Source organism: Pseudomonas trivialis, assembly GCF_036864995.1.
Classification (GTDB): domain Bacteria; phylum Pseudomonadota; class Gammaproteobacteria; order Pseudomonadales; family Pseudomonadaceae; genus Aquipseudomonas; species Aquipseudomonas trivialis.
Window position 1 is genome coordinate 2,592,246 of sequence record NZ_CP142151.1, and the last position, 24,093, is coordinate 2,616,338.

The 24,093-nt window shown below is 63.0% G+C and carries 18 protein-coding genes; 1 reads left to right on the top strand and 17 read right to left on the bottom strand.

Annotated features, from left to right (window positions below):
• Window position 1: 1 nt before the first annotated feature.
• Together VRB54_RS11370 and VRB54_RS11375 are read right to left on the bottom strand one after the other, a co-directional pair.
• Window positions 2-688, bottom strand: coding sequence for a tetratricopeptide repeat protein (locus tag VRB54_RS11370; protein ID WP_338480937.1), 687 nt, complete (start codon window positions 686-688; stop codon window positions 2-4).
• Window positions 689-702: 14 nt separating this feature from the next.
• Entirely contained in the window at window positions 703-1,377 is a 675-nt protein-coding gene (locus VRB54_RS11375) for a hypothetical protein (RefSeq protein WP_338480938.1), read from the bottom strand.
• A gap of 92 nt (window positions 1,378-1,469) precedes the next feature.
• Between VRB54_RS11375 and VRB54_RS11380 the strand changes: the two genes are divergently transcribed.
• Window positions 1,470-2,234, top strand: coding sequence for a pyrroline-5-carboxylate reductase family protein (locus VRB54_RS11380; RefSeq protein ID WP_338480939.1), 765 nt, complete (start codon window positions 1,470-1,472; stop codon window positions 2,232-2,234).
• A gap of 13 nt (window positions 2,235-2,247) precedes the next feature.
• On the opposite strand, the gene VRB54_RS11385 is transcribed toward VRB54_RS11380, so the two are convergent.
• The 15 genes from VRB54_RS11385 to VRB54_RS11455 all read right to left on the bottom strand — a co-directional run bounded on the left by VRB54_RS11385 (window position 2,248) and on the right by VRB54_RS11455 (window position 24,074).
• Window positions 2,248-3,393 carry a sensor histidine kinase gene (locus VRB54_RS11385; RefSeq protein WP_338480941.1) on the bottom strand — a complete coding sequence of 382 codons (1,146 nt, stop codon included), beginning with the start codon at window positions 3,391-3,393 and terminating at the stop codon, window positions 2,248-2,250.
• Between the two features lie 82 nt (window positions 3,394-3,475).
• Window positions 3,476-5,032 (bottom strand): methyl-accepting chemotaxis protein, encoded by a 1,557-nt coding sequence (locus VRB54_RS11390; RefSeq protein ID WP_422396086.1) that lies wholly within the window; start codon window positions 5,030-5,032, stop codon window positions 3,476-3,478.
• A gap of 169 nt (window positions 5,033-5,201) precedes the next feature.
• Window positions 5,202-7,361, bottom strand: a complete 2,160-nt coding sequence (locus VRB54_RS11395; RefSeq protein ID WP_338480942.1) for a TonB-dependent siderophore receptor — start codon at window positions 7,359-7,361, stop codon at window positions 5,202-5,204.
• 187 nt (window positions 7,362-7,548) lie between these two features.
• On the bottom strand, window positions 7,549-8,310 hold the full coding sequence (locus VRB54_RS11400; protein WP_338480943.1) for a PIG-L family deacetylase: 762 nt from the start codon (window positions 8,308-8,310) through the stop codon (window positions 7,549-7,551).
• A 185-nt stretch (window positions 8,311-8,495) separates the two neighbouring features.
• On the bottom strand, window positions 8,496-9,098 hold the full coding sequence (locus tag VRB54_RS11405) for an SAM-dependent methyltransferase (RefSeq protein ID WP_338480944.1): 603 nt from the start codon (window positions 9,096-9,098) through the stop codon (window positions 8,496-8,498).
• Window positions 9,095-9,853, bottom strand: coding sequence for a PIG-L family deacetylase (locus VRB54_RS11410; protein WP_338480945.1), 759 nt, complete (start codon window positions 9,851-9,853; stop codon window positions 9,095-9,097). Before VRB54_RS11410 ends, VRB54_RS11405 begins: the two co-directional genes overlap by 4 nt.
• Window positions 9,850-10,848, bottom strand: coding sequence for an acyl-CoA dehydrogenase family protein (locus tag VRB54_RS11415; RefSeq protein WP_338480946.1), 999 nt, complete (start codon window positions 10,846-10,848; stop codon window positions 9,850-9,852). Before VRB54_RS11415 ends, VRB54_RS11410 begins: the two co-directional genes overlap by 4 nt.
• 1 nt (window position 10,849) lies before the next feature.
• On the bottom strand, window positions 10,850-13,009 hold the full coding sequence (glgX, locus tag VRB54_RS11420; RefSeq protein WP_338480948.1) for a glycogen debranching protein GlgX: 2,160 nt from the start codon (window positions 13,007-13,009) through the stop codon (window positions 10,850-10,852).
• A 119-nt stretch (window positions 13,010-13,128) separates the two neighbouring features.
• Window positions 13,129-13,422, bottom strand: coding sequence for a DUF2934 domain-containing protein (locus VRB54_RS11425; protein WP_338480949.1), 294 nt, complete (start codon window positions 13,420-13,422; stop codon window positions 13,129-13,131).
• Between the two features lie 23 nt (window positions 13,423-13,445).
• On the bottom strand, window positions 13,446-16,196 hold the full coding sequence (locus VRB54_RS11430; RefSeq protein WP_338480950.1) for a malto-oligosyltrehalose synthase: 2,751 nt from the start codon (window positions 16,194-16,196) through the stop codon (window positions 13,446-13,448).
• On the bottom strand, window positions 16,193-18,277 hold the full coding sequence (gene malQ, locus VRB54_RS11435; RefSeq protein ID WP_338480951.1) for a 4-alpha-glucanotransferase: 2,085 nt from the start codon (window positions 18,275-18,277) through the stop codon (window positions 16,193-16,195). Before malQ ends, VRB54_RS11430 begins: the two co-directional genes overlap by 4 nt.
• Window positions 18,274-20,019: a malto-oligosyltrehalose trehalohydrolase gene (gene treZ, locus VRB54_RS11440; RefSeq protein ID WP_338480952.1), complete on the bottom strand. Its 1,746-nt coding sequence runs from the start codon at window positions 20,017-20,019 to the stop codon at window positions 18,274-18,276. The genes malQ and treZ overlap by 4 nt, the downstream gene beginning before the upstream one ends.
• Before the next feature lie 20 nt (window positions 20,020-20,039).
• Window positions 20,040-21,596 carry a glycogen synthase GlgA gene (glgA, locus tag VRB54_RS11445; protein ID WP_338480953.1) on the bottom strand — a complete coding sequence of 519 codons (1,557 nt, stop codon included), beginning with the start codon at window positions 21,594-21,596 and terminating at the stop codon, window positions 20,040-20,042.
• 496 nt (window positions 21,597-22,092) lie between these two features.
• On the bottom strand, window positions 22,093-23,046 hold the full coding sequence (locus VRB54_RS11450) for a D-2-hydroxyacid dehydrogenase family protein (RefSeq protein ID WP_338480954.1): 954 nt from the start codon (window positions 23,044-23,046) through the stop codon (window positions 22,093-22,095).
• Between the two features lie 26 nt (window positions 23,047-23,072).
• A complete protein-coding gene (locus tag VRB54_RS11455; RefSeq protein WP_338480956.1) occupies window positions 23,073-24,074 on the bottom strand; it encodes an alpha/beta hydrolase in 1,002 nt (333 codons plus the stop codon).
• Between the last annotated feature and the right edge of the window lie 19 nt (window positions 24,075-24,093).

A 24,093-nucleotide genomic window follows, 5' to 3' on the forward strand; every position in this document is an offset into this window, starting at 1 on the left:
GTTACGTCACGGATATTCCATACTCAGCCAGCTTCGCCTTGTGCTTCTCCTCCACGTATTTCTTATCGACGATCTGCGAGAACTTCAGGAAGTCAGCCTTTGCGCTGTCCCTGTCTCCCAAATGGTCGTACGCGACACCGCGCGCGTAGTAAGCCCAGGCGAAGTCCGGCTGACGTTGAAGGCCGGTGCTGAATGCTTCAGCGGCTTCTCGGTACTGACCCAGGTCTGTCAGTGCAAGGCCCAGGTGGTAGTAGGTCGGCATGTGGAAGCCCGAGCCTTTTCCGGCTTCTCCCATGCCGTTGTCCAGGTTGTACTGCACCAGTTCAAGGGCTTTTTTCGGGTTGCCGGCGTCGCGATACATCGCACTCAAGTCCAGGTTGGCGCGCGGGTCAGGCTTGGTCGTCAACTGCAGGGATTTTTCCTTGGCTGTAACGGCTTGCGCAAATTGCTTGAGGTTGCTGTGGGCGTCCGCCTGCAACGCGTAAACCAGACTTTGCAGTGAGGCGGGCAGGGTGTTTTTCTGCAGGCACAAGTCACCTTCCTGCAGCACCACAGGGTAGTTCTCGGCTTTGTAGGCCTTGAACTGAGTTGCGCAGTGCGCAAGGTTGGCTTCTTGCGGGTTCTGCATTCCGGCACATCCGGTGAGGATGAAGACGCATGCGATGAGTGCGGGCCAGCGAATAGTCATGAAAAACTTCCTTGTCAGTCAAACAGCCGAGCGTTGAGGTCAGGGCGATAGACCTGTAAAAGCGGTGCGGTCACGGTACCTTGCAGCGAGCAGAACACAGTGGTGTGTCCCGTGAGCGGCGGTGTCGCGTCGCCCTTGTCGACCATGAACACGCGGTCTACGAAACCAAACGGCGTGGCGACGCCTGGGCCGGTCAAGCCTTCGGTGCGCCATTGACCGATCGGGTCACCGACGCGGCGAATTTCGGCGCGGGCAATGGCGTTGCCCTCACTGACAAAGCGTGCGTTATCGACAATCAGCGGCTTGAGTTTTTCGGCCACCTCTTGCGGCAGGCCATCGGCTACGAAACCCCAAAACAGAAAATTACCCACGTCGTTCATGGTTTGGGCCTGGTTGTAGTATCCGATCATAGGCACGCCATTGATGATCAGGGGCTTTTCGAAGCGTTGATAGGTGCCACCTTCCTGCAACGGGTTCATGATGGTCGGCGCCTTGACCGAGCCGTACTGACTCAGGCGCAAGGTATCTGCCGGCAGGCGGGCGTCGCGCAGACTCTCGAAGAAATGCGCATCGCAGCGAGAGAACTCGGTCAGGAGCTGTTCGGGCGTGGTGACGGTCTGAGCCTGCGCGGTATTACAGGCAGCGGCGACGGCGAGCAAAGCAACGCCGGAAAAAACGGATCGGAACATTTGAAATCATCCGTGAAGTAGGAACAAAAAATGTCGGCTTGTAAGTCGCGAACTTTAGCAAAACGGCACTGCGAACAAAACGGAGCAATCACATGCAGAACATCGGAGTACTAGGCGTCGGCGAGCTCACCGAGAAAGTCGTGATCGGCCTGCGCCGCAGTGGCTTCACCGGGCAAATTCTGCTGTCTGCGCGCAACCATGAACGTGCCCAGGCGCTGGCCAGTCGTTGTGCTTGCGAGGTGATGGCCGACAATCAAGCCGTCGTCGATGGATCGGACCTGCTGTTCCTCGGCGTGCGGCCCGATGCGGTCGCGCAGCTTGCCTCGCAGGTGCAGCTCAAGCCTCGGCAGACCCTGGTCTCGCTGGTCGCCGGCTTGACCCTGGGCGACCTCGCCGGCCACTTTCCCTCAGCACGCCCGGTGCGGGCGATGCTGTCGTATGCGGCGCAGATCAACCAATCCACGGTGGTGATCAGCCCGGGTGGCGAGCCCCATCAATCGGTACTCGGCGCGCTCGGACAATTGGTCGTGCTGGACGATGAGCCCAAGTTCGAGCTCGCCACAGTCGCGGCGTGCATGAACGGCTGGTTCTATTTCCTTGTGCATGACCTTCAGCAGTGGTTTACCGCCAGGGGTTTGTCCGAGGAGCAGGCGCGGCAACTGGTGATGGGCAATCTGCAGGATTGCCTGGCCAGTGCCCGCCACCAACCCGACACCAGCGTGAAAGCGCTGGGCGAAGCCATTGCGACGCCAGGCACTTTTACCCATGCGGGGCTGGAGGTGCTGAGGGAGCAGGGCGCCACGCCGGCCTGGGCAAAGGCGTGTGACGAGGTGTTGGCGCGCTTGAAGAAACGCTGATTGTCACGCGGCGTCAGGCAATGGTGGAGGCGTCTTTATCCAGCGCTATCTTTACCTGAAACACCGTGCCCCGATCCGCGTCAGAGCTGACCTCGATCGTTCCACCATGTGACGCCACGATTTCCGACGCGATAAAAAGACCCAGGCCCAAGCCCTCCGTGGGGCCGTGATCAATTGCCGTGCGCTGGGAGAAGCGGCCCATCGGGTTGAAGATGAACGGCAGCACGTCCTCGGGTATCGCCTCACCGCTGTTGTGCACCGAGAACACGGCGTGGTGCTCGTGAGTCGTCAGCTCGACCTTGATAGGCCGGGCGGTGTCGCCGTGCTGCACCGCGTTGCTGATGATGTTCGAGAAAACCTGTTGCATCCTTGCGCCATCGAACAGCCCGGCGACCGGTGACGGAGTTTCGAGCACGATCCTGGCCTCGGGATGAAACGCCTGGATTTCCTCAACCACACGCTCGCAGAGCGGCGCGAGGTCGACCGCTGCGGTTCTGACCGGAATACCCGGTCCCATCTGGCAGCGGGTCAGGTCGAGCAGGTCGCCAACAATCTGGCTCGCGCGCCGCACGCTGGTGTAGATCTGATTGGCGACTTTGGTCGAGCGGGCGCCGGCGCTTTCCGAACGCCTGAGGATGTCGGCACCCAGCATGATTGCGCCAAGCGGGGTGCGCAGGTCGTGACCGAGAATGCCAAGGAACACGTTGCGCGAGGCCTCGACCGCACGCGAGTAACTGGCGATGGATTCGGCAAGTGCCTGATCGATGGCCTCGTGGAAGCGGGTCATGTCGTCGACGTTGATCGGCGTGCCGTCCTGGACCTGGCGCATCCACTGGCTGACCACACTGGTTCTGAGGGCGCGGTATTCCGAGACCATCTGGTCAATGGTGAAATCTGCCATCAGCCGAGTGATGGCGTGGGTTTCGGCGGCGGTTTCCTGCTCATCCACCGGGCCATGGCCCTGGGCCTTGGCCGTTTGCTCGCGGCGGGTCTGGCGGGTGCGCAGGTCCGACACGATGGCCCGCAGCATCTGCTCGGCGTGATCGCGCAGCGCCAGGCTGTCGAGCTCGGCGCCCGGCGTTTTGATGGTTCTGGCGAAATCTTCCCAGGCCTGCAGAATCGGCTCGAGGTGTTCGAGGATGAAATCGGGCAGGCGCATGTCGTGAATCCTGGTGGGAGGCGGTGCAGAGGCGCGCAGAGTAACCCATGTGGAGAGGGGGCTTGCTCCCGATTGCGGTGTATCAGCCAAAGATGTACTGGCTGGCCCACCGTAATCGGGAGCAAGCCCCTCCCGCAGGTTGATTGTCAGGGTGAAACCTGCGCCCCAACGCATCCAGGCGCACGGCAATCGGCGGCAGGCGCTCGCTGCTGCGCGCCAGGGTTTCCACGTCGTCGGCGGTGCTTTGCGCGATGCTCTGCACTGACTGCAGGCGTCCGACGATCTCAAGGTTCGCCGAAGACTGGTCGCGGGTGGTGCTGACGATGCGCCCGTTGAGCGCGTCGATCTGCGCGATGTCATGGCCCACCGCCTGCAGCATCTCGACGGCCAGCCGGCTGTCTTCCACGCAGCGTTCCACGCCTTCGCGGCTGTCGTGCATGGCGGCGACGGCCTGCCGGCTGCCGTGTTGCAGGCCTTCGATGATGGTCTTGATTTCCTGGGTGGAGAGGGCGGTGCGCTGGGCCAGGCTGCGCACTTCATCGGCCACCACCGCAAAGCCGCGGCCTTGCTCGCCGGCGCGGGCGGCTTCGATGGCGGCGTTGAGGGCGAGCAGGTTGGTCTGATTGGCAATGCTGCTGATCACCTCCAGCACCGAGCCGATCTGTTCGGCCTGGGCGGCCAGGGACTGGACGGTGGATTCGGTGCCGTTGATGTGGGAGGCCAGTTGGTTGATCTCCTGGCGGGCGCGGCTGACGCTCTCCTGACCGCGCACGATCTGGCGGCTGGCCTGACCTGCGTGCTCCACGGCCTGTTCGACCTGCACCGTGATGTGGCCCATGGCGTCTTCCATGCGCTGCATCGAACCGGTCATCTCAGTGATCTCGGCCAGTTGATGCCGAGCGCCTTTTTCCAGGGTGCCGCTGGCGCTGGCCAGTTCCTGGCCGAGTTGCCCCAGGCCATGGGAGTCGCGGGCGACGCCGTCGATCAGGAGGGTGAGCTGTTGCAGGAAGTGGTCGAACCGTTTGGCCAGGGACACATGCACCTTGCCTTCGCTGTGCGCGCTTTCGGCGGTGAACTGCGAGGTCACTGCGAGCATCTTGTCGAGCATTTCCTGGCTTTCGACTGCTTCGGCCTGGCTGTGCACCGCGAGATAGAGCAGTGCGATCGTTTCCATGACCACGTAGAACGCGTGCACGAAGACCATCGTCCAGCCGCCGTGATGCTCCATCACGAACACCGGGAAGCCCTGATGCTGCAAGGCGTGGAACACCACGTGATGCACGGCGATGGTCGCCGCGGCCACCAGAATCGGCAGCCAGTCACGGTAAAAGGTCAGCACTGCCAGCAGCGCGAAGATCCCGAAGTGGGATTCGATCACGCCCTGAGCCTGGTTGATATGCAGCGCGGCCATCACCATCAGGCCGGCGCCCAGGGCGCAGCGCATCAACCGGCTGCCACCGATGGCGCGGTACAGCGCGGTGAGCACCAAAGCAGTGCCGCCGCCGACCAACAGCGCCTGTATCAGGGTGTCATGCCAGAACGCCAGGCCCAGGGAAAACAGGAACATCAGCCAGATAAGCGCCAGCATGATGCGGTCGGCCTTGCGGTAGTGCTCCAAAAAGGGGCTGGGGACGGGCATTCACGTTTACTCCTTGTGGTTTGGCCAGGAACAAAGCATGGGGCGTGCCACGACGGCCGCGTGCTGAGTGAAGCGGATCGTTGTTTTTTTGCGCTTCAGGCTGTTATCGGCAAGCCCGCACGGGACTTTAAGCCAGGAACGGCTGCCCGGGCGGGCAGCCGCAGGAGGGTCAGAAGCTGTACTTGGCGGTCAGCATCATGTTGCGCGGAGCACCATAGGAATCACCGCCATAGTCCACGGAGTTGGCGATGGTCTCGTAGTACTTGCGGTCGAAGATGTTGTTGGCGTTGAGCTGCAGGTCCAGATGCTGATTGACCTGGTAGCCAGCCATCAGGTCGGTGACGGCATAAGCGCCCTGTTTGAGCCGGTAGCGGCTGCCATCCGCCACGGTCAGGTCGTTGTACATGCGGCTCTGCCAGGAAATGTTGCCGCCCACGCGGAGTTTTTCCAGCGGGCCCTGGAAGTTGTAGCGCGTGGTGAGTTTGAACAGGTGTTCCGGGGTGTCGGTGTCGAACTGCTTGTTCACGCTCTGCGGATTGGACTGGTCCTTGATCACGTGGGTGCGCGCGTAGGTGTAGCCACCGCCCACCTGCCAGTGCTCGGTGAGCGCGCCTTGCAGTTCGAAGTCGATACCCTGGCTGCGAATCTCGCCCGAGGCTTCCGCGCAGGAGGCCTGCGGGCAGTTCGGCACCACCACGTCGACGGCTCGGTTCTGCTGGTCGACGCGGAACAGCGCCACGCTGGCATTCAGCGCGCCACCCAGGTATTCGCCCTTGATGCCCACCTCGTAGTTCTTGCCGACGATGGGCCTGACCGGGGTGCCGGAGGTGTCCTTGGCCGTCTGCGGGGTGAAGATGTCGCTGTAGCTGGCGTACACCGAATGATGATCGTCCAGGTCGTAGATCAGGCCGGCGTAGCGGGTGACGTTGCGGGTGACCTTGTAGTCGCCGTCGCCATCGTGGTTGTCGTAGTCGTACCAGTCCAGGCGGGCGCCGAGGATCAGCTTCAATGGGTCGACCAGGCTCAGTCGGGTGGTCACGTAGACCCCGTCCTGAGTGGTGACTTCACGACCGTTGGCGGTGTGGGCGAAGTCCGGCTTGCCCGCTGTGAGCGGCCAGTTCATGTCGTACGGCGAGTAGCTGTGAGTGGTCAGGTCGTAGACGCGACGGCTGGCGCCCACCACCAGCTCATGGGTGCGCCCGAGCGCCTGGAAGGGGCCGCTGACAAAGGCGTCGAGGCCCGCCTGGTTTTCATCCGCCGCTGACTGGTACACGGTGCGGGCCAGGGTGTTGTTGACCCAGCGCGACTGGTAGGAGCCTGAAAACAGGGCGTTCTGCTCGGCGTAGTTGGCGTTGACCTGCAGTTTCCAGTCGTTGGCCAGTTGCTGGCGCAATTCGGCAAAGACCGTGTTGATTTCCTGGTCCTTGTTCTCCCAACGTGTACCGGGGTTGTAGGAGCGCGACAGGTTCAAGTGGTGACCATCCTGGCCTACCATCGACGAGCCCCAGAAGTAGTTGGTCTTGTCTTTCTGGTTCGAGAAACCCAGGGTCAGGCTGGTGTTTTCACTGAGGTCGGCTTCGGTGACCGCATAGAACAGCCCGTGGTAATCCCCGACATTGTCGATGAAGCTGTTGGCATCGCGGTAGGAGGTGACCACCCGGCCACGCCAGGTGCCGCTGTCATTGAGGGGGCTTGAGGCATCCAGCTCGCCACGGTAGTTGTCCCAGGTGCCGGCCGCGCCGGTGAGGGTGACTTTCTGCTCATCCAGCGGCCGCTTGCGGATCAGGTTGATGGCGGCCGACGGGTTACCCGCGCCGGTGACCAGGCCCGTAGCGCCACGCACCACCTCGACGCGGTCGAACATCGCCAGGTTCGGCTGGGCACCCACGTTGACGCCGTTGTAGCCACTTGGAATGCCGTCGTACATCAGGTTATCGATGTCGAAACCGCGTGCGGTGTACGACTGCCGGCCAGGGCCGTTGGAGAAGTTGAGGAACAACCCCGGGGTGGCGGCGACCACATCGTTGATGCTGGTCATCGCCTGGTCGTCCATGCGCTGACGAGTGACAACGGTAACGGCCTGCGGGGTTTCACGCAGGGTCAGTGGCAACTTGGTCGCGGTTTTCATCGCGCCGGTGGTGTAGGACTGCGTGCCCTCGGTGGTTTCGCCCAGTTGCCCCTCGCCGGAGACTTGCGTGGCGCCCAGTTCGATAGGGCCGGAGGAGGGCTCGACATCGGCGGCAAAGGCCGCGTGTGAGCTGGCAAGACAAATGGCCAACGCCATCAAACTGGGTGCAAAAATGGTGTTGCCTTGTTGTTGCACAGACATGGAACAAACTCTCCCCGATGCGCCTTCCCTGGCGAATAATAAAACTGTTGATAATTATTCGCATCAGTGTGACAGAAGGTGTCCGAGCAAAAAAGCCTTTGCAGAGAATTGGTTAACGAATTTTTCACATGATGGTGATGTGTAAACCGTCTGGGGCGAGGCACACACCTCGCCTTAAATCAGGGCGCTAGACGAACACAATCTCGAACGGTTCGCGCATGCGCTCGAGCAGGTCATGGGCGAGCATCGGCGGCAGGCCAATGGCGGGATCGCCGGCCAGTTGGCTGGCGAAGGCGTGGGCGGCGTGCAGCTTGCGTGCAACGTTCCAGCTATCCAGGCGCACCTTGCGCGCGCGCAGCCAGGGAATCGTCGAGCCTTCTCGCACGGGACTGTGCCACGCCCACACTGGCAATTCGTACAGATGGGCGCCCACCAGGTTGCAGGCCGTTGCGCAGGCACGTCCAACGGCCTCGTGATCGGGCGTGCCGTCGTGGCGCCAGGTGGTGAAGGCCACGTCGCCGGGTTGCAGGTAACGCGCGATAAATTGGCTCACTGCGTGTTCATCACCGGACAGGCCGCCGTCACGAAAACCGCCGCGAATCCATTTAAGGCTGTGCAGCGGCATGCCCAGACGGCGTAACGCTTCCACGCTTTCCTGGGGCCGCACCACGCTCAACCGGCTGGCCGGCCATACCCGCGAACCCGGATGGCTGGCACTGCCGTCGGTGATCGAGATCAACTGCAGCGGATGTTCCAGTACGCTCAGGCGCTGCAATAGACCACCACAGGCCAGCACTTCATCGCCCGGGTGCGGCGCAACCACTACCACGCGCGCACCTGGCGGTACCAAGGAGCTGGGGTGAATGGTGGGGATCTGCGCCAATTGCGGCGCACTGTTCCAGACTTGCGCAGGACCGCGGCGGCCGTCACGCAGGGAAGCGGGATTCATGGGTGACACATCCTTGTCGATTGAGCTCGGTCGCCACCGCGTACGGCGCGACACTTGGGTAACCGCCGCAGACTCCGTTGCGACGAATGCCTGGTAGTCCAACCCTGGAATACCAGTCAGGCGTTGTCAGCATAGACAAGGATCCGCCGTTGTCACATGGCACAACGACGATTTTCGAGGCGCCGCTATTCGCGCAGGCCTTCGTGAGTGGCCACCGAAGTGCCGTCGCGGCTCCACAGGTCGAGGATGAAATCCGCTTCGTGGTGCATCAGCACGCGCGGCATCGCCAGGCGTTGGTCGAGCAGGGCATGCACCTGTTCGGCGGTCTGCGGGCAGCCGTCGATGGCCGGGCGCCAGTGGCAGGCCAGCAATTGCCCGTTGGCAGTGAGTGACCCGAGGGCGCAGTCGATCAGGCGGGAAAGGTCATCGGCATCCAGGTAGTAGCACCATTCGCTCAACACAATCAGATCGAACTGGGCTTCGGGCCATGCCTGCGGCAGCCGGCTTTGCTGCACCTGCACATGGGGGAAGTCCTGCAGGCGCTTTTTTGCCAGGGCCACCGCCGCCGAGGCCGTGTCGCAGCACAACAACCGGTCACAGCGCGGCGCCAGTGCGGCGCTCAGCTCGCCGTTGGCGCAGCCGGGTTCGAAGATCGAGGCGTAGTGCGGGCGCGGCAATACGGCCAGGGTCAGCGCGCGTTTACGTTGCTCGTACCAGCGTTGGCGGAAGGCCCAGGGGTCGTCGTTGCCGTCGAATAATTGGTCGAAGTAGGGCGTTGCGACACTCATACAAACACCACTTCAAACGGTTGCAGCAACCGTTCGACTACATAGGGCGCAAGGACTGGCGGCAGACCGATCTGCGGGTCACCCTCCAGTTGGCTGGCAAACGCATGGATCGCATGGCGCTTGCGGGCCACCGCTTCGGGGCTCAACGGGATCTTGCGCGCGCGGTGCCACGGTACCTGGCTGTCCTCCGGGGTCGCCCAGTGCCAGGTCCACACCGGCAGTTCATACAGCGTTGCGCCTACGGCTTGGGCAGCCTGGGCGCTGGCGCGACCGACCGCTTCATGGTCGCAATGCCCGTCTTCGCGCCAGGTGGCGAACACCACATCATCAGGCTTGAGGTGGCGCTGGATGAACGCCATCAACTGCGCTTCGCCGGCAGCGACCTTGCTGTCGGCGAAACCTGCGCGCAGCCATTTAAGACTGTGCAAGGGCACACCCAGACGATGCAGCGCCTGGGCGGACTCCTGCGGGCGCACCACGCTCAAGCGTTCCACCGGCCAGCGCTGCGACCCCGGATGACTGGCGCTGCCGTCCGTTACCGAAATCAGCTGAATCTGCCGGCCCAGCGCCGCCAGACCTTGCAGCAAGCCGCCCGTACCGAGCACTTCATCGTCCGGGTGCGGCGCGATGATCACGGCGCGATGGCCCTCGGGCACCAGTTGTTCGACGCTTATCTGCGGCAATCCGGCCATGTGGGGTGAGTTCTGCCACTGGTGCAACGGCGTACCCTGGCCGACGATCGGGTTGGGTTTCATAACTGCCAACTCCCGGACGGCTCGCCCGCCACCAGTTCCCCCAATGAGGCGAGGTCACGTTCAGCATGGCTTTGGCGCACGTACACCGGCAGGTCCGCTATCAACTGGGCGAAATGCGGGTCCTTGCAATACGGCCCGGCGCCGACGGCACGTCCGACATGGTGGATCACCTGTTGGGTCATGTCCTCGATGCTGGCGCGGGTTTGCTGCGCCAACAGGCGCGCGTCGGCCAAAGGCGCCTGGTCGATTTGCCATGCACTGGCGCGCAGCACACAGGCCGCGCTGTTCAGCGCACTGTCGACTGCACCCAGATGGGCCAGAGCATGAGGTTCCGGGCGTTTGCCGCACTGCTCGCGCAGCACTTCGGCCAGGCGTTGCGCGCCGCCGTACCAGCATGCGGCAATACCGACGCCGCCGTGCCAGAAGCCCGGCCGCGCCAGATAATCTCCAGGTTGGCCGATGGCAATGCCCCAGGCCTCATTGAAGACCACCTCGACACTGCCAGTGGCCGCCATGCCCACCGCATTCCAGCCCTGATCCGTCACCGTGACGCCGGGCTGGTGCATTTCCACCGCCACCAGTTGCTGGCGATCATCCTCATCCCAGGCGGTGAGCAATCCATGGCTGACCACCGCCGCGCCCGAGCACCAGGCCTTGCGCCCCTCCAGCAGCAGGCGTTGGCCCGCCTTGCGCACCCGCACTTTCGCATTGGGCGGCTCGGCGGCCCACATGCCCCAGGTGCTGCCCAATGGCGGCAGCGGGCAGCGCAGCTCGGCAATGATCGCCAAGGCGTCGGTATGGCCCTCGAACAACTTGCACAGGCGCAGATCGTGCCCGGCCACCTGCGCCAGGCGGCTGAACCGCTCCAGAGTCTGCCCGCTGCCGGGCAGCGGGAGTTGATCGAGTCCTTCTTCCTGAAGAGCCTTCAGGGCTTCACCCAGGGCTTGCGTGTCCGCATAGCCCCGGTAGCCGCGAAGGAATCCGTGCAAAGCCATCTCACACCTCATCGTCTCGCTGAAGTTCGAACAATAGCAGCGAGCGACCGGTCACGGCGTACTCATGTTCAAAGTCGAAGCGTTCCTGGCCGCGCACTGCCGGCTCGTTGGTGTCGAGCATGCAGGTCCAGAACTGACCTTCGGGCACGTGGGGCAGGCGGAAATTGACCAGGTCATGGTGGGCGTTCACCACCAGCAGCAAGGTCGCATCGGCGCCGGCACGGCGAATCCCGGTTTCCTGGGCGCGGCCATCCATCAACATGCCTAGGCAACGACCGTGGGCGTCCTCCCATTGCTCGGTGCTCATTTCGTTGCCATCCGGCGCCAGCCAGGTGACGTCCTTCACGCCGATGTCTTCGTTGTAGTCGCCCACCAGGAAGCGCCCGCGACGCAGGATCGGGTAAGCCAGGCGCAGCTTGATCAGACGCTTGACGAACTTGAGCAGGGCCTTGCCGTCCTCGTCCAGGTCCCAGTTGACCCAGCCGATTTCGCTGTCCTGGCAGTAGGCGTTGTTATTGCCATGCTGGGTGCGGGCGAATTCATCACCGGCCACGATCATCGGCGTGCCTTGGGCCAGCAGCAGGGTGGCGAAGAAGTTGCGCATCTGGCGCAGGCGCAGTGCGTTGATTTCCGGGTCTTCGGTCGGGCCTTCGACGCCATGGTTCCAGGACAGATTGTTGTTGCTGCCGTCCTGATTGTTCTCGTCGTTGGCTTCGTTGTGCTTGTCGTTGTACGACACCAGGTCGTGCAGGGTGAACCCGTCGTGGGCGGTGATGAAGTTGACCGAGCTGTACGGACGGCGACCGCGATGGTTGAACATCTCGCCCGAGGCGGTCATGCGCCCGGCAAAGTCGGCCAGTTGCGCGTCGTCGCCTTTCCAGAAGGCACGCACGGTGTCGCGGAAGCGGTCGTTCCATTCCACCCAGCCTGGCGGGAAGTTGCCCACCTGATAGCCGCCGGGGCCGCAGTCCCAGGGTTCGGCGATCATTTTCAACTGGCGCAGTATCGGGTCCTGACGGCAGGCCACGAGGAAACTGTGGCGCTCGTCGAAACCGTCGCGGTAGCGGCCAAGAATGGTGGCCAGGTCGAAGCGGAAGCCGTCGACGTGCATCTCGGTGGCCCAGTAACGCAGCGAATCGGTGACCATCTGCAACACGCAAGGGTGGCTCAGGTCGAGAGTGTTGCCGGTGCCCGAATCGTTGATGTAGTAGCGCTTGTCGTCGGGCATCAGGCGGTAGTAGGAGGCGTTGTCGATACCGCGCATCGACAGGGTAGGGCCGCGCTCGTTGCCCTCGGCCGTGTGGTTGTAGACCACGTCGAGGATCACTTCGAGCTTCTGCTCATGCAGGTGCGCAACCATCTCCTTGAACTCGGCGATCTTGCCGCTGACCAGGTAGCGCGGGTCGGGGGCGAAGAACGCGATGCTGTTGTAGCCCCAGTAGTTGGTCATGCCTTTTTCCAGCAGGTGCTGGTCATTGACGAAGGCATGCACGGGCAACAGCTCCACCGACGAGACGCCCAACTGGCGAATGTGCTTGAGCACATCGTCTTCCATCAGGCCGGCGCAGGTGCCGCGTACCGACTCCTCGACCGAGGGGTGACGCATGCTGATGCCGCGCAGATGGGTTTCATAAATGATCGTACGGTCCCACGGCACCCGCACCGGCTGGTCGTTGCCCCAGGTGTGCGCCGGGTCGATGACCTTGCACTTGGGCACGAACGGCGCGCTGTCGCGTTCGTCAAAGCTGAGGTCGTCGTCCGGGTGGCCGATGGTGTAGCCAAACAGCGCCTCGGACCACTTCAATTCACCCACGAGTTGTTTGGCGTAGGGGTCGATCAGCAGTTTGTTGTGGTTGAAGCGATGACCGTTGGCCGGGTCGTAAGCACCGTACACGCGATAGCCGTAGATCAGCCCTGGATGGGCGTCGGGCAGGTAGCCGTGGAAAATCTCGTCGGTGTATTCAGGCAGCTCGATACGCTCGAGTTCCACTTCGCCGCTGTCATCGAACAGGCACAGCTCCACCTTGGTGGCGTTGGCCGAGAACAGCGCAAAGTTAACGCCCAGGCCATCCCAGGTGGCGCCAAGCGGGAAGGGCAAACCTTCACGGATCCTCGACGGCTCATGGCTCGGCGTCGGAGGGTTTTTGTCGGGCTTGCTCATGGTGTTGCTCCTGCAATGGTCTTTTTCAGGCCGAACGCGGCCGTACTGACGAAAATTCAGCTGACTGTCTGGAAGGTAAAAACACCGCTTGCCGACCGTGTCGACAAGCGGTGTGGAGGTCAAGGCTTTGGTTTTTTCGGCGCCGGCGGCTTTTTCGCAGCCGGGGCAGCCGGTTTGCCGTCGGCAGGTGGTGCCGGCTTGGGCTTGGGCGCAGCTTTAGGCCCCGCCTTGGGTACGGCCTTGGGGCCGGCTTTGGATTTGTCCGCAGGCTTGCCCTTGCTCGGCGTCAGCGCCTCGGCTTCAGCCAGCTTGCGCGCCATTTCCCAATGGCGTGCGTCCTCACCGTGGGGCTTGCCTTCGGATTCCCAGATCTGATGCGCCAATTCGCGAATGCGTTTGTCTTCACTACTCATCACACGCTCCTCACAGAAAATGTTCAGCTTTCTTGAATATCAGGATTGATAAAGACATTGACCGGGAAATCCCCCAGGGCAGTGCTGATCAACAGCTCCTTGTCTGGTGTGACTGCGCCTGTATGAAAAAGTCCCTTCCAGTTTTGCGTTGACGCGTTGAACGGTAATTTCACCCGAGTATCGCCCCAAACCTGCGCAGTGATGGTGGGATGCACACCGTTTTCAAGCAGGCGCTGCGGCCAGCGTGGCACCACCACCAGCACCTGTGTCCCGGCGTGCTCGCGGCAGAATGCAACCACGTGGGCGGCGTGTTGCCCGACCACTTCCAGCGGCGTGTAGCTGCCGCTGCGAAACACCTCGGGATGGGCCTCGCGCAAGGCCAGCACCTGGGCGATCAACGCTTGCTTGATCCGGCCGTCACGCCAGTTGAACAGCAGCTCACCAGGATCGGGCGGTGTATCCAGCGCCTCTTGCCGTGCGCTGAAATCCACCGGGCGACGGTTGTCCGGGTCCACCAGACTGAAATCCCAGAACTCGGCGCCCTGGTACAGGTCCGGCACACCGGGCACGGTGACGCGAAGCAAGGTTTGCGCCAGACCATTCAAGGCGCCGGCCGGTGCGATGGCCTGAGCGGCGCTGCCGATGGCATCGCGCAGTGCGCGGCCTTCGTCGCTGAGCAACAGGCGCGAGAGGAACGCCTCTACGCCTTGTTCGTAAGCTTCGTTGGGCGCGCTCCAACTGCTCTGCAACTTGGCCTCGCGCAGGGCCTTCTGCTGCCATTGCCACAGGCGTTGCTGGTAGTCGCTAAAGTCCGCGCCCATGTCCAGCGGCCAACTGCCCAGCAGCACCTGGTACAGAATCAACTCATCGCCAGCGCTGGGTATGTCGGCATCGCTGCGCAAGGGCGCGGCGAGGGTGCGCCAGTGCTCTACTTGCTCGACATACCACGGCGCGCACTCGCTGAGCACCGCCAGGCGCGCGCGGGTATCTTCGCCGCGCTTGTGGTCGTGGGTGGCGGTAGCCAGCAGGTTCTCCGGGAAAGCCTGCAGGCGCTGTTGGTTGACCGCGTGAAATGCCTCCACCGGCGCGCTGAACTGCTCGGTGCTGAAGCCCACATCGTTGCGCGACAGCAGCACCACCGAGCGATAGAACGCGGTGTCTTCAACGGCCTTGGCAGCCGCCGGCGAGGTCAATTGCTGGAAGCGCACGCAGGCATGCTTGAGGATCTTGCGTTCACGGCCCACTGGGCGATTGCGCCACGGCTGGCCGCCTAGCCACTGTTCAAGGTGCTCGAGCACCGGCCAGTCGCTTTCGTTCAAGGTGCTGCGCGCACCGTCCATGGCCTGCTGGAAAATCTTGTCGTCGGCGGCACTGCGGCCACGGGCACTTATGTAGGTGCGGTACACCGGGAAATGCACGATCAGTTCCTGCAAGGCCCGGCGAATGGCGCCCAGGGTCAGGTCGCGGGTCATCACGTCGTCGCGGGCCACCTGCAACAGCGCCTGGGCCACACTTTCGAAGTCGCCGCCCAGCGAGCCATTGAGGATCTGCTGGCGCGCCAGCCGGGCTTCCTCGATAAACGCCGAAGGCCGCTCGCTGTGACGCGTCCACAGCTCGGCCAGCGGTGCAAAGCCTTGCGGGTCATGTTGCAGCAGCGACAGTTGGTTCATGAATTCGTAGCCGGTGGTGCCGTCCACTTGCCAGTCTTCGCGCAGGGTTTCGCCGTCGCCGAGGATCTTCTCGACAAAGATCGGCAAGTGCCGGTCCGGCGCCAGCGAGTCCACGCGGCGACGCAGCTTGCGGCAGTAACCGCGCGGATCGGCCAGGCCATCAATGTGGTCGATGCGCAGGCCGTCCACCAGACCTTCGCTGATCAGCTCGAAAATCTTGCCATGGGTGGCTTCGAACACGGCCGTGCGTTCCACCCGCAGGCCGCCCAGCTCATTGACGTCGAAGAAGCGCCGCCAGTTGATATCGTCCGCCGCCGTGCGCCAGCTGGCCAGGCGGTAGGCCTGTTGTTCGAGCAGTTGGTGCAGGCGCTTGAAGCCGTCCGGTTGACGGCTGTCGAACGCGGCCAGGCGCTGCTCGATGGCCGGCAGCACCTCGGTGGCCCGCTCGACCAGGGCCTGTTTGAGCCAGGCGGCTTCGGCGTAGGCGTCGTCCTGATGGGTGAGGGCGCTGAAACGCTCGGCGAGCGGTTTGAGTGGCTCGTCATTGCCCAGGATCATCGCGTAGTCGCGCGGGCAGATCGGGAAGCGGTGCTCGTAATGCTCGACGTAGAACGCACCGTGCTCGGCGTCAAACAGCAACTTCAGGGTGCCGGTCTGCAGGGCTTCGCCGTAGTCGCTGCCCAGAAACGGCATCAGCAACTGACCCTTGAGCAGCGGGTCCGGCGAGTGCCACTGGATGTCGAAAAATTCGCTGTAAGGGCTCAGGCGCCCCCATTCGAGCAGGTCCAGCCACCAAGGGTTATCGGCACCGCCGACGGCCATGTGGTTGGAGACGATATCGAGGATCAGCCCCATGTCGTGCTCGCGCAGCGCCGCGACCAGCCGGCGCAGGGCCGCTTCGCCACCCAGTTCCGGGTTGACGCTGGTGGGGTCGACCACATCGTAGCCGTGCATGGAACCGGCGCGCGCGCTCAGCAGTGGCGAGGCGTACAGATGGCTGATGCCCAATCGGGCGAAATACGGCACCAATGGCACCGCATCATCGAGGGTAAAACCTTTGTGAAATTGCAGGCGCTGGGTAGCGCGCAGGGGCAGTGCTTTCATCGGTCACGCTCATAGGCTTGATTGCGCGCGACGGCCAGCAGCTCGAGGCGACGCGCGGCGCCGGCGTTGTCGAGCAGGCTCGCGGCCTCGCCCGGCAGGCGGCGGCGCCAATTGGGATGGGTATCAGTGGTGCCGGGCAAGTTGGGTTGTTCTTCGGCGCCCAGTGCATCTTCCAGGGGGAGCAATACCAACGGCGCACGGGTGTGCCCCAGGTAGCGCACGCTGGCATCGATCATGTGATCGGTCTCGTTGCGGATCTCGTCGACGAAGTTTTGCGGGTCCTGGCTCAAGGCCTGGCGCAGCGCCTGGCGTTCGCGCAGGCGGTGCTCGCTCCATTGCTCCACGGTGGGCGCGTCGATCAGACCGAGCTGGACGTTCCAGTCGATATCGCGGCTGTGCCACCAGCCGTTGAGGGTCGGCAGGTCGTGGGTGCTGGTGGTCGCCAGGGCGTTGTCCGGCCAGTCGAGAATCGGCGTGAACCGGCCCTCATGGTTCTGTTCGAACAACAGCACACGCATGCCGAGGATGGAGCGGCTGCTGAGTTTTTCACGCAGGCCGTCGGGCACCGTGCCGAGGTCTTCGCCCAATACGATGGCCTGGTGGCGGTGCGATTCCAGCGCCAGCAGGCGCAGCATGTCGTCCACCGGGAAATACAGGTAAGCGCCTTCGCGCGGCGAGGCGTCCATGGGGATCACCCACAGGCGCTGCAGGCCCATCACATGGTCGATGCGCAGGCCGCCGGCGTGGGCGAAGTTGGCGCGCAGCATCTCGATGAACGCACGAAAGCCGTTGCGCTTGAGGCCCTCGGGGGAAAACGCGGAGATGCCCCAGCCCTGGCCGGCACGGTTGAGGATATCCGGCGGCGCGCCCACGGTGAGGTCGGCGAGCAGTTCATCCTGGCGGCTCCAGGCCTGGCTGCCGCCGCCGTCGGCGCCCACGGCCAGGTCGGCGATCAGGCCGACGCCCATGCCGCTGCCCCGTGCGGCCTGTTGCGCACGCGCCAGGCAGCGCGCGATCAGCCATTGGCTGAAGGCGTAAAAGCCGATTTCATCACGGTTGTCCTCGGCAAATTGCGCCAGTGCCGGGCTCTGCGGCGTGCGCCAATCCTCGGGCCAATGGCGCCAGTCGAGGTCTTCGCCGGCAGCGGCGCGCGTCGCTTGTACGGCTTCAAAGCGGCAATGGTTTTCCAGGGCTTCGCCACCGGCCTGGCGAAAGCTCAGGAAGTCGGCGTGTTGCGGGTGATGGCCGTGGCGAAAATCTTCATACAGGGCGCGCAGCAGGCGCTGTTTGGCCTTGGCGGCAGCCGGCCAGTCGATCAGGGTTTCCTGTTCGAGCTGGTGCAATTCTTCGTCGAGACCCAAGGCCTCAATCGCGTTACGTACTTCCCGCTCGCCGAGGATGCTGGCGGGCGATGCGTAAAGGCTATTGAGGAACAAGCGGCTGGACGGCGAGTAGGGGCTGTAGCTGCCGGTGTTGGCGCTGAACATCGCGTGCATCGGGCTGATCGCCAACGCATCGGCGCCGCGTTCGGCGGCGGCGCGCACCAGGTTTTCCAAGGCCAGGGTGTCGCCGAAACCGCCATCGCCCAGGCGCCGCAGCGAATACAGCTGGGCACTGAGGCCCCAGGCGCGGGCAGGGTGGGTGTCGACTGCTTCGGCCACGCTGTAGCAATGGCGGGGCGCCACGGCGAGGGTGAACTGCTGGTCGGCGATATGCACCTGGTGGTACCCAAGAGCGATCACCCCCGGCAGCACGGCGTTGCCGTCCAGGCGCAGCTCCAGGGCTTCACCCTGTTCCAGGGTCACGCGGCAGGGCGTGTCGGGCGCGAAGAAGTGCGCCAGGTCTAGGCCGTCACCGCTTTCGACGGTGAGCAGAGGCGGCAGGTGTTTATCGTTTTGCGCCTGTTCCAGTTCATGCAGGCTGGCGTCGATCTCGGCATCGTTGTCGGCCGGGTGACCGAGGCCTTTCAACACGGCACGCAGGGCATCGGCGCTCACGCGTTGCGGGCGGCCGTTTGCGTCGATCCAATCGACGGCCAGGCCCGCGCGGCTGGCGAGGATTTCCAGGTTCGCTTCGCTCAAGGGTGCTCTCCAACAGGGGATAAGGTGACGCGGACGCTGCAGGGCGGCAGTTGCGCATCCTGGCTGGCCGGCGTTTGAAAAATAACCGGGCCTGACGCGGCGCACTCCAGCGTCGTGGTGCCCAGGTTCAGGTCGATCTGCAAGGTGCTGCCATCGCCCAGCCGCCAGCGCGCACTGACGGCGGCGTCGGCCAGCACCTGCGCGCCCAGGGCGACAGCGCCCGGCAGGTGCGGCACGATGTGCCGCTGGCGCAGGCGCAGCAGGTGGCGATACCGCTCGGCCTGTTCGTTGTCGGCAAAGCTGGGGGTCGACTGGATGAAGGTCGACAGCGCATTCGGGTCGGGAATGCGTTCGCGCCGCTCGGGGTCGTGGAAGGCGGCGAAGTCGGCAAATTCGTTGCGTCGGCCTTCGCGCACGGCTTCGGCCAGGTCGCCATGGTGATCGGTGAAGAACAGGAACGGCTCACTGGCGTTGACTTCGTCGCCCATGAACATGAGCGGAATCATCGGCGACAGCAACAGCAGGGCCGTGGCGGCGTTGAGCGCCTGGGGCGAGCAGAGCTGGTGCAGGCGCTCGCCGAGGGCGCGGTTACCGATCTGGTCATGGTTCTGCAAAAACGCGACGAACGCGGTCGGTGGCAGATCGGCGCTGGGCTCGCCACGGGCATGGCCGTGGCGTGTGGTGTGGCCCTGGTAGATAAAGCCTTCACCCAGGCAACGCGCGAGTTTGGCGGTCGGATCCTGCGCAAAGTCGCTGTAGTAGGCGTCGGTTTCGCCGGTGAGCAACACATGCAGCACGTTGTGGAAATCGTCATTCCACTGCGCATCGAAATCCTGCCGCAACAGGCTGGCCTGATTCAGCTCGTTTTCCAGCATCAGCCACACGTGGCGACCGGTGTCCACCTGCTGCCGCACGCGGTGCGCCAGTTCCTGCAGGAAGCCCGGGTTGTCGATGGCGTGCACCGCATCCAGGCGCAGGCCGTCGAAACGGTATTCCAGCAGCCACATCAGTGCGTTATCGAGGAAGAAGTCCCGCACTTCGCGGCGATTGAAGTCGATGCCGGCGCCCCAGGGCGTGTGCACCTCTTCCTGGAAGAAGCCTGCGGCGTATTGGCCCAGGTAATTGCCGTCCGGCCCGAAGTGGTTGTAAACCACATCGAGGATCACGGCCAAGCCGTGTTCGTGGGCCGTGTCGATCAGGTGCTTGAGCTGTTCGGGGGAACCGTAGGAGGATTGCGGCGCGTAAGGCAGGACCCCGTCGTAGCCCCAATTGCGCTCACCGGGAAACTGCGCCAGAGGCATCAGTTCGATGGCTGTGACACCCAGCTCGGCCAGGCGCGGCAGGTGTCGCTCAATCGCAGCGTAGCCGCCCAGTGCGCCCACGTGCAGTTCGTAGATCACCGCTTCGTGCCAGGGGCGGCCCTGCCACTGGCTGTGTCGCCACTCATAGGCGAGCGGGTCGACCACCAGGCTCCAGCCATGTACATCGTCGGCCTGTGCCCTTGAAGCGGGGTCGGGTACTTCCATTTCCCCATCGATGTTGAAGAGGTAGCGTGTCCCTGCAGGGCACGCCACTTCTGTCTCGAACCAGCCATCTGCCTGGGGCAGCATGGCGATGGATTTACCGTGTTCCAATTCAACGCTGACATAAAACGCGTCTGGCGCCCACAGGGCAAAACGCGTGTGTTGCGCGTCCAGCATGATTGCGCCGTGGGGCCAGGTTTCCAGAGTCCGTAACGGCATCTACAAAAACCTCCCTTTGATTATTTAGCGGATTTCCCCAGTGCTTTAGCCACCAGTTGCTCATAGAGTTCGGCGTAGGGTTCTACCGCCTGGCTCCAGTTGAAAGGTCGTGTCATGGCCCGGCAACGCATGGCGTTAAGCAGGTCCGGGAAAGCGAATACCTTGAACGCGCGGCTCAGGGCTTCCTTGTAGCTGTCGACTGTCGATTCATTGAACAGAAAGCCGGTCACACCGTTTTCGATGGTGTCGGCCAGGCCGCCGGTGTTGCGCGCTACCGGCAGCGAACCGAAACGCTGGGCGTACATCTGGCTCAGGCCGCACGGCTCGTAGCGCGATGGCATGAGCAGGAAATCGCTGCCGGCGAACATGCGGCGCGCGTCGGTTTCGTTGAAGCCGATGCGCACACCGATTTGGCCCGGGAAGCGCAGCGCCAATTCGCGCATGGCGTTTTCTTCCTCAGGCTCGCCGCGACCAATGATCGCAATCTGGCCACCTTGCTCGACGATAAAGCTGGCAACGGCTTCGGTGAGGTCCAGGCCTTTCTGGAACACCAGACGCGAGACCACCGCAAACAGCGGGCCGGTGGATTCGCTCAGGCCGAACAGGTCGCGCACTTGCCTGGCGTTGACCGCCTTGCCTTCCCAGTCGCCGATATTGAAGTTATGGGTCAGGTGCGGGTCGGTGGAGGTTTCCCAGCTGTCTTCAATCCCGTTGGGAATGCCGCTGAGCAAGCCTTGCTGGGTCTTGCTGGCCAGAAAGCCATCGAGGCCGCAGCCGAATTCAGGGGTGGTGATTTCTTCGGCGTAGGTAGCGCTCACGGTGGTGATATGGCTGGAATACGCCATGCCGGCCTTGAGGAACGACATCTTGCCGTAGAACTCCATGCCTTCTTGTTGCAGGGCGTGGGGCGGAATGCCCAGCTCCGGCGTCGAGGCCAGGCTGACCACGCCTTGGTAGGCCAGGTTATGGATGGTGAACAGGGTCGGGGTGCGAGAACCGCGCCAGTGCATATAGGCCGGAGCCAGGCCAGCGGGCCAGTCATGGGCGTGCACCAGGTCCGGGCACCAGTGAATCTGCGCGAGGTTGGCGGCCATGTCGGCGGCAGCCAGACCCAAGCGGGCGAAGCGAATATGGTTGTCCGGCCAGTCGCGGCCGTTGTTGGCGCCGTAGGGAGTGCCTTCACGCTCGTACAGTTCAGGGCAGATCAGCACGTAGATGACCAGGCCATCCTTGAGGTCCATGCGCCCGATCTTGCACGGCGGCAGCGCGGCATGGCCACCCAGCTCGCCGACGATGTGGATGGGGTTGTCGCTTTCCATCACCTGCGGGTAACCGGGGATCAACACGCGCACATCATGCAGATGTGCCATGGCGCGGGGCAGGGCGGCGGAGACGTCGCCCAGGCCGCCGGTTTTCACCAGGTCGGCAAACTCGGAGGTGACAAACAGGACTTTCTTGCGATTTGGATTCTGACTCACGATCGGCCGCACAGTGTTGGGCAGGTCGGCCAACGATGTGGGCCCCCCTGCCGGCTGACTAAAACGCTCTCCCTGAGTTACAACTGCGGCACTGATCATAATGCACTCCCCTTGATGTTGGTCGGCTAATAGCCCGCTGCCACTAGCTCGAATTGGCCGCTTCCTGCGGCCAGGCGCACAAGCGCTATACAAACTGGCAAGGCGTATGCCAGTTGCACGGTTATGTCGAAAAGATTGGATGGACGGCATCTGGCGGGAACCGCTGAACACGCCCTACCTGAAACTTGACCTACGGCAGAGTTTGAAAGTTTCGATTTTTTGCGGGGTTTTTATTTTGAAACGGACCCATCGGTCATCAGTCTAGGACAGAACTCAGACACTGTAGGGACTTTGGGAAGATTTTGTAGGACAAAAAACTTGTAACAGGCTAATGGACGGATATAAGCCGACGGCCGGTATGGCTGATGCTGGGCAAATTGGCAATTGTGGTGATCAGGCTTGATGTGGCACAGGCTGTTGTGGAGAGCAGGCTTGCCACAGTGGCCTGCTCATTCCGAATCAAGCCAGAGCTGCCCTGCAATGGTGCGGCGGACGGTTATGCCAGCACGCGAACGGGCGCACCTTCAGCCCAGGCCAGGATGTTTTCGATCATCTGCTGGTAGAACTGCCTGTAATTCTGCTCGCTGACATACCCAACATGGGGCGTCGCCAGCACATTGGGCAAGTGCCGGAAGGGGTGATCGACCGGCAGCGGTTCCTCGCCATATACATCCAGCGCTGCCCCGGCCAGTCGCCCGGCGCTCAGGGCTTCGACCAGCGCCTGCTCATCCACGATCGGCCCGCGCGCGGTGTTCACCAGCCTGGCCGTCGGTTTCATCCAGCCCAGCGCCTCGGCGTCCACCAGCCCACGGCTGCGGTCACTCAGCACCAGGTGCACGGTGAGGATATCGGCCTGTTCGAACAGCTCGCGCTTGCTTACCCAAGTCACTCCAGCGTCGGCAGCGCGCTCGGGGGTGAGGTTTTCGCTCCAGGCGATTACGCGCATGCCGAATACCTGGGCAAACCTGGCGACTTTCTGGCCAATGCTGCCCAGGCCGAGAATGCCCAGGGTCTTGCCGTGCAGGTCGCCGCCCAGGCCGACCTGCCAGTGACCGGCCCGCAGCGAAGCGGCTTCGGCAAGCAGGTTTCGCGTCGAGGCCATGATCAGCGCCCAGGTCAGCTCCGGCGCCGCATGTTTATAGCTGTCGGTGCCGCACACCTGGATGCCCAGCGCCTTGGCGGCGGGAATGTCGATGGCGGCATTGCGCATGCCGCCGGTCACCAGCAGTTTGAGGCTGGGCAAGCCTTGCAGCAGCGCCTGGTCGAGGGTCGTGCGTTCGCGCATCAGGCAAATCACGTCGAAGGCCTTCAACCGTTCAATCATCACCGCCGTGTCCGCCGGGTAGTCATGCAGGAAGTGCACCTGCCCGACTTGCGCCAGCGCCGACCAATCCACCACGCCACTGGCCACGTCCTGCCAATCATCAATGACTGCGATCTGTACCGACATTCACGAGTGCCTCGAAAAAAATTGGATTAAAGGCTGTTCAGCCCCTGCAACAGCGCCTGGTGAAACCGAGCCGGTTCTTCCATTTGCGGCGCATGGCCCAGGCCCGGAAACTCCACCAGTGTTGCCTGGGGAATCAGCTTGGCCACTTGTTTGCCCAATACGGTGTAATCGCCAAGCCTGGCCTTGACCTCGGGCGGGGCCACGTCCTTGCCGATGGCGGTGTTATCGGCGGTGCCGATCAGCAACAAGGTGGGCATCTTCAGGTTCTTGAATTCGTAATACACCGGCTGGGTGAGGATCATGTCGTAAATCAATGCCGAGTTCCATGCCACTTGCTTGTGCCCCGGGCCGTTGCTCAAGCCCGCGTACATGTCCACCCAACGCTCGTACTCCGGCTTCCAGCGCCCGACGTAATAGGTGTTGAGCTGGTAGTTGCGAATCCCCTCGGCGCTGACTTTCAATTCACGTGCGTACCACTGGTCAACGCTGATAGAGGGCACGCCCAGGGCTTTCCAGTCTTCCAGGCCAATCGGGTTGACCATCGCCAGTTGTTCGGTCTGTGTCGGGTACATCAGTGCGTAACGGGTGGCGAGCATGCCGCCGGTGGAGTGGCCGATGATGGTGGCTTTTTTAACGCCGAGCTTTTCCAGCAATTGATGGGTATTGGTGGCCAATTGTTGAAAGCTGTATTGATAGCGTTCGGGCTTGCTGGAGGTGCAAAAGCCGATCTGGTCCGGCGCGATGACCCGGTAGCCGGCGTCGCTCAGGGCCTTGATCGAGCCTTCCCAGGTAGCGCCGCAGAAATTCTTGCCGTGCATCAGCACCACGCTGCGGCCATTGGGCGTGCCGTTGGCGGGCACGTCCATATAGCCCATCTGCAGGGACTCGCCCTGGGATTGGAACTCGAAGTGCTTGAGCGGATAGGGGTATTGGAAACCTTGCAGTTCAGGCCCGTAGGTGGCGGCAAAGGCTGAGGCGGCGCCGGTGGCGAGCAGGCCGGTGATGAACATGTCGCGGATCAGAGGCATAAGCAATACTCCAGAAAAG